This window comes from Bradyrhizobium sp. P2_E8, assembly GCF_056403875.1.
In genome coordinates this window covers 1-4476 of the sequence record NZ_JBFUES010000639.1, presented here as the reverse complement: position 1 = coordinate 4476, position 4476 = coordinate 1, and the positions used below count along the sequence as shown (strand labels likewise).

At 64.6% G+C, this 4476-nt stretch carries 5 protein-coding genes; 3 read left to right on the top strand and 2 right to left on the bottom strand.

From position 1 onward, the window contains the following. Together AC1D00_RS28505 and AC1D00_RS28500 are read right to left on the bottom strand one after the other, a co-directional pair. Positions 1–810, bottom strand: an 810-nt coding sequence (locus tag AC1D00_RS28505) for an MFS transporter (RefSeq protein WP_477012955.1), incomplete at its 3' end; no start/stop codon positions are given. Between the two features lie 25 nt (positions 811–835). After that, complete coding sequence (locus AC1D00_RS28500) at positions 836–1603, bottom strand: GntR family transcriptional regulator (RefSeq protein WP_135177314.1); 768 nt, start codon at positions 1601–1603, stop codon at positions 836–838. A 174-nt stretch (positions 1604–1777) separates the two neighbouring features. Here AC1D00_RS28500 and AC1D00_RS28495 point away from each other — a divergent pair, with 174 nt between their 5' ends. From AC1D00_RS28495 to AC1D00_RS28485, 3 genes are all read left to right on the top strand, one after another. Continuing rightward, positions 1778–2977 carry a mandelate racemase/muconate lactonizing enzyme family protein gene (locus tag AC1D00_RS28495; protein ID WP_477012954.1) on the top strand — a complete coding sequence of 400 codons (1200 nt, stop codon included), beginning with the start codon at positions 1778–1780 and terminating at the stop codon, positions 2975–2977. A 12-nt stretch (positions 2978–2989) separates the two neighbouring features. Further along, positions 2990–3757: an SDR family oxidoreductase gene (locus tag AC1D00_RS28490; RefSeq protein WP_027549299.1), complete on the top strand. Its 768-nt coding sequence runs from the start codon at positions 2990–2992 to the stop codon at positions 3755–3757. Between the two features lie 28 nt (positions 3758–3785). Next, a partial coding sequence (locus AC1D00_RS28485; RefSeq protein WP_477012953.1) for an L-idonate 5-dehydrogenase occupies positions 3786–4476 on the top strand: 691 nt, incomplete at its 3' end.

The window sequence follows — 4476 nt, the reverse complement described above, 5'->3', positions numbered from 1 at the left end:
GTAGACAGTCGCTCGCCAGCGGATCGGATCCTGCTTGAGGTCGGCGAGGAAGGCGCGGGTGCTGACCTTCGGCACCTCCACGTCATGGTTCGGCAGCATGTCGAGATTGTCATTGAACATCTCGCGCGCGACCTGCTTGGCCTCGCGGTAGCGTCCCTTCTGCACCAGCCACACCGCCGTCTCCGGCACGTCATGACGCATGATCAGGATGATCAGCGCCGGCACCGCGCCGAGGCCGAGCGTCACCCGCCACAGCATCTCGTGCTGCATGTCGATCAGCAGGAAGATCACGATAACGCCGATGGTCAGCACCTCGCCGACCGCGAACATGAACTGCCAGCGGTTGCCCATGACCTCGCGCTCGCCCTTGGCCATGGATTCCATGATGTAGGTGTAGCCGGTCGAAATATCCGAGCCGAGCGGAATGCCGAGCAGGAAGCGGATCACGATGAGCCAGGTGACGTTCGGCACGAAGGCCTGCGCCAGCGCCAGCACGATGAACAGCACCATCGTCACCAGGAACATGACGCGGCGGCCGATCTTGTCGGAGAGCCAGCCGCCGAGCAGCGCGCCGATCAGGGCGCCGCCCTGCGTGCCGGCCGCGGCGAGGCCCAGCATCAGCGGATCGGGATTGTACTGCTCCTTGATGAAGATCAGCACGAAGGCGATCGAATAGAGATCCCAGGCTTCGACCAGGATCGAGGCCATCATCAGCCAGCCGACCTTGTTACCCTTTGGACTGTAATTCGTGATCAGGTAGCGGACCGCGGCTTCGCTCGCGGTCGGTTGTGGCATGGCCATCGTCGACATGTTTGGTCCTCTCTTCAAAACTCTCTTACGCGCCGAGCAGCGGCTCGATGCTGCAGTCGAGCAGGCGCGGATCGATCCCCGCCTCCATGCCCGTGAACATCTCGCCCATGTAGTCGATCAGCGCATCGCTCGCCTTTACGGCGTCATCGACGCGGCGGCTGGCGACGGCTGCGAGAATGGCGAGATGATGGTCGATCGTGCCGGAAAGATCGGCCTGGCCCGGCATGAAGCGGTGGTGGATGTAGCCGATGCGCCGGTACAGCGTGTGCAGCGGCCGCAGCGTGTGCACCAGGAACGGCTCGCCGGCAGCCTCCAGCACCAGCGCGTCGATGCGGCGGTCGATGTGGTTGAATTCGTCGAGGGTCAGGCTGGCGCGGCGCTCGCGCAGCAGGCGCTCGATGTGCAGCGCCTGATTGCGGTGCGACAGGCTGGCGCGATCGGCCGCGAGCCGGACGACAAAGCGCTCCATGTCGCGGCGCAAGGCCAGCAGCATCCGCTCGCGCGCAAGATCGATCGGCGCGATGTGCAGGCCGTGGCGCGGACGGATGATGATGAGCGTGTCGGCGGACAGACGATTGACGGCATGATGCACCGGTGTGCGACCGAAGCCGGTGATCTGCTGCAATTCCAGCATCGTCATGAATTGTCCGGGCTTGAGCTCGCAGTGGACGAGGAGCTCTTCGATCCTCTGGTAAGCCAGCTCGAAGAAGTTGAGCCGGTTGCGCCGGGAGGGCTTGCCCTCGCCGTCGTCCTCGTTTCTCACCACCTCGAGCGCGCGCTTGCGCCGTGCCATGTCGTCCTCCTGTCAGCCGCGCTCTCATTGCTGGGTGGCGCCCTATTTGTGGCACCCTTAAAACATGTTGTGATATATTACAAGCAGGCGTAAGACTTCCGCGCGACCTGCAACATGTTGCAGTGCGAAATGAGACTTGAGGCGCGAGGCGCCTGTGATGGGAGGATTGTTGCCGTGAAGATCACGTCGATCGAGACGCTGCGCACCGAGGAATTTTCCAACGTCATCTGGGTGCGCGTCCACACCGACACGGGCATGATCGGTCTCGGCGAAACCTTCTATGGCGCGGGCGCGGTCGAAGCGCAGATCCACGATACGTTTGCCGGCCGCCTGCTCGGCCGCAATCCCCTGCACATCGAGGCGATCCATCGCGACATGCTGAACCTGCCGATGGCGCAGTCCTCGACGGGCGTCGAATACCGCGCGGCGTCCGCGATCGACATCGCGCTATGGGACCTGTTCGGCAAGGTCTGCAATCAGCCGGTGCACCAGATGCTCGGCGGCCTCTGCCGCGACAAGCAGCGCATCTACAACACCTGCGCCGGCACGCAATATGTCCGCTCCACCAATATCAGCCCGGTCGCCAACTGGAATCTCGGCGCCTCCAAGGGTCCCTACGAAGATCTCGACGGCTTCATGCACCACGCCGACGCGCTTGCCGAAAGCCTTCTGGAGAGCGGCATCTCAGCGATGAAGATCTGGCCGTTCGATCCCGCGGCCCAGGAGAACAAGGGCCTCTACATCACCGCGGCGCRGATGAAGCGGGCGATCGAACCGTTCGAGAAGATCCGGAAAGCCGTCGGCGACAAGATGGAGATCATGGTCGAGCTCCATTCGCTCTGGAACCTGCCGACCGCCAAGCAGATCGCGCGCGCGCTCGAGCCCTACAAGCCGACCTGGTACGAAGACCCGATCCGCATGAACTCGCCGCAGGCGCTCGCCGAATATGCGCGCTCGACCGACGTCTGGGTCTGCGCCAGCGAGACGCTGGGCTCGCGCTTCCCCTACAAGGACATGCTCGACCGCGACGCCATGCATGTGGTGATGGCGGATCTGTGCTGGACCGGCGGCCTCACCGAGGGCCGCAAGATCGCGGCGATGGCGGAGACCTATCACCGGCCGTTTGCTCCTCATGATTGCATCGGCCCGATCGGCTTCATCGCCGCCATCCACATGTCGTTCAGCCAGCCCAACACGCTGATCCAGGAATCGGTGCGCGCCTTCTACAAGGGCTGGTACAATGAACTCGTCACCACAATGCCTGTTATCAAGGACGGTTATGTCTTCCCGATGGAAGGCCCCGGCCTTGGCGTCGACCTCCTGCCTGCGGTATTCGACCGCAGCGATCTCACCGTGCGCCGTTCCAACGTCTAAGGATTTCTTAAGATGAGCACCGCCCTTTTCGACCTTTCCGGCCACACCGCGCTCGTGACCGGTTCATCCCGCGGGCTCGGCCGCGCCATCGCCGAGGGCATGGCCAAGGCCGGCGCCAGGCTGATCATCAACGGCGTCGATCCCAAGCGCGTCGAACAGGCCGTCGCCGAGTTTCGCGCCGCCGGGCATCAGGCCGAGGGCGCAGCCTTCAACGTGACGGACGAGCCGGCGATCGTCGCCGCCTTCAACGACTTCGACAGGCAAGGCATTGCCGTCGACATCGTCGTCAACAATGCCGGCATCCAGCACCGCAAGCCGCTGGTCGAGTTCACCACCGACGAATGGCGCAAGGTGATCGAGACCAACCTCACCAGCGCCTTCGTCATCGGCCGCGAGGCGGCCAAGCGCATGATCCCGCGCAAGCACGGCAAGATCATCAATATCGGCTCGCTCGGCAGCGAGCTCGCGCGTCCCACCATCGCGCCCTACACCGCCGCCAAGGGCGGCATCAAGAACCTGACCCGCTCGATGGCGGTGGAATGGGCCCAGCACGGCATCCAGGCCAATGCGATCGGCCCCGGCTACATGCTCACCGACATGAACGAGGCCCTGGTCAACAACACCGATTTCAACAACTGGCTGATGGGCCGCATTCCCTCGAAGCGCTGGGGCCGGCCGGACGAGCTGGTGGGCGCGGCGATCTTCCTGGCGTCGGACGCCTCCACTTACGTCAACGGCCAGATCATCTATGTCGATGGCGGCATGATCGCCGCGATGTGACCCGCGAAGCATATTGAGGAGCGAGCCCATGCGCGCCGTCGTCATTCACGCCCCGAAAGACCTGCGGATCGACAGCTGCCCCGATCCGGCACCCGGCCCGGGYGAGGTCCGCGTCAAGATCGCCAATGGCGGCATCTGCGGCTCGGACCTGCATTACTATCACCACGGCGGCTTCGGCGTCGTGCGCATCCAGCAGCCGATGGCGCTGGGCCATGAGATCGCCGGCGTGGTCGCGGCCGTCGGTGACGGCGTCACCAGCGTGAAGCCGGGCACGCGCGTCGCGGTCAATCCGAGCAAGCCGTGCGGCCAGTGCCTGCATTGCCAGGAAGGCATGCGCAACCAGTGCCTCGACATGCGCTTCCTCGGCAGCGCGATGCGCTTTCCCCATGTGCAGGGCGGTTTCCGTGAGTTCCTCACGGTCGATGCGACGCAGGCCGTGCCGATCGCGGACAAGCTGTCGCTGGCCGAGGCCGCGGTCGCCGAACCGCTCGCGGTATGCCTTCATGCCGGCAAGCAGGCGGGTCCCCTGCTCGGCAAGCGCGTGCTGATCACCGGCTGCGGCCCGATCGGTGCACTGATGATCCTGGTCTCGCGTTTCGGCGGCGCCGCCGAGATCGTGGTGACCGATGTCGCCGACGCCCCGCTCGCGGTCGCCGAGAAGCTCGGCGCCACCCACGCCATCAACGTCGCGACCCATGCCACCGCGCTCGATCCCTGGC

What these genes read in the sequence shown, in the direction of transcription:
- AC1D00_RS28500 (WP_135177314.1), bottom strand. Translation starts at nt 1,603, where the DNA reads ATGGCACGGCGCAAGCGCGCGCTCGAGGTGGTGAGAAACGAGGACGAC.
- AC1D00_RS28490 (WP_027549299.1), top strand. Translation starts at nt 2,990, where the DNA reads ATGAGCACCGCCCTTTTCGACCTTTCCGGCCACACCGCGCTCGTGACC.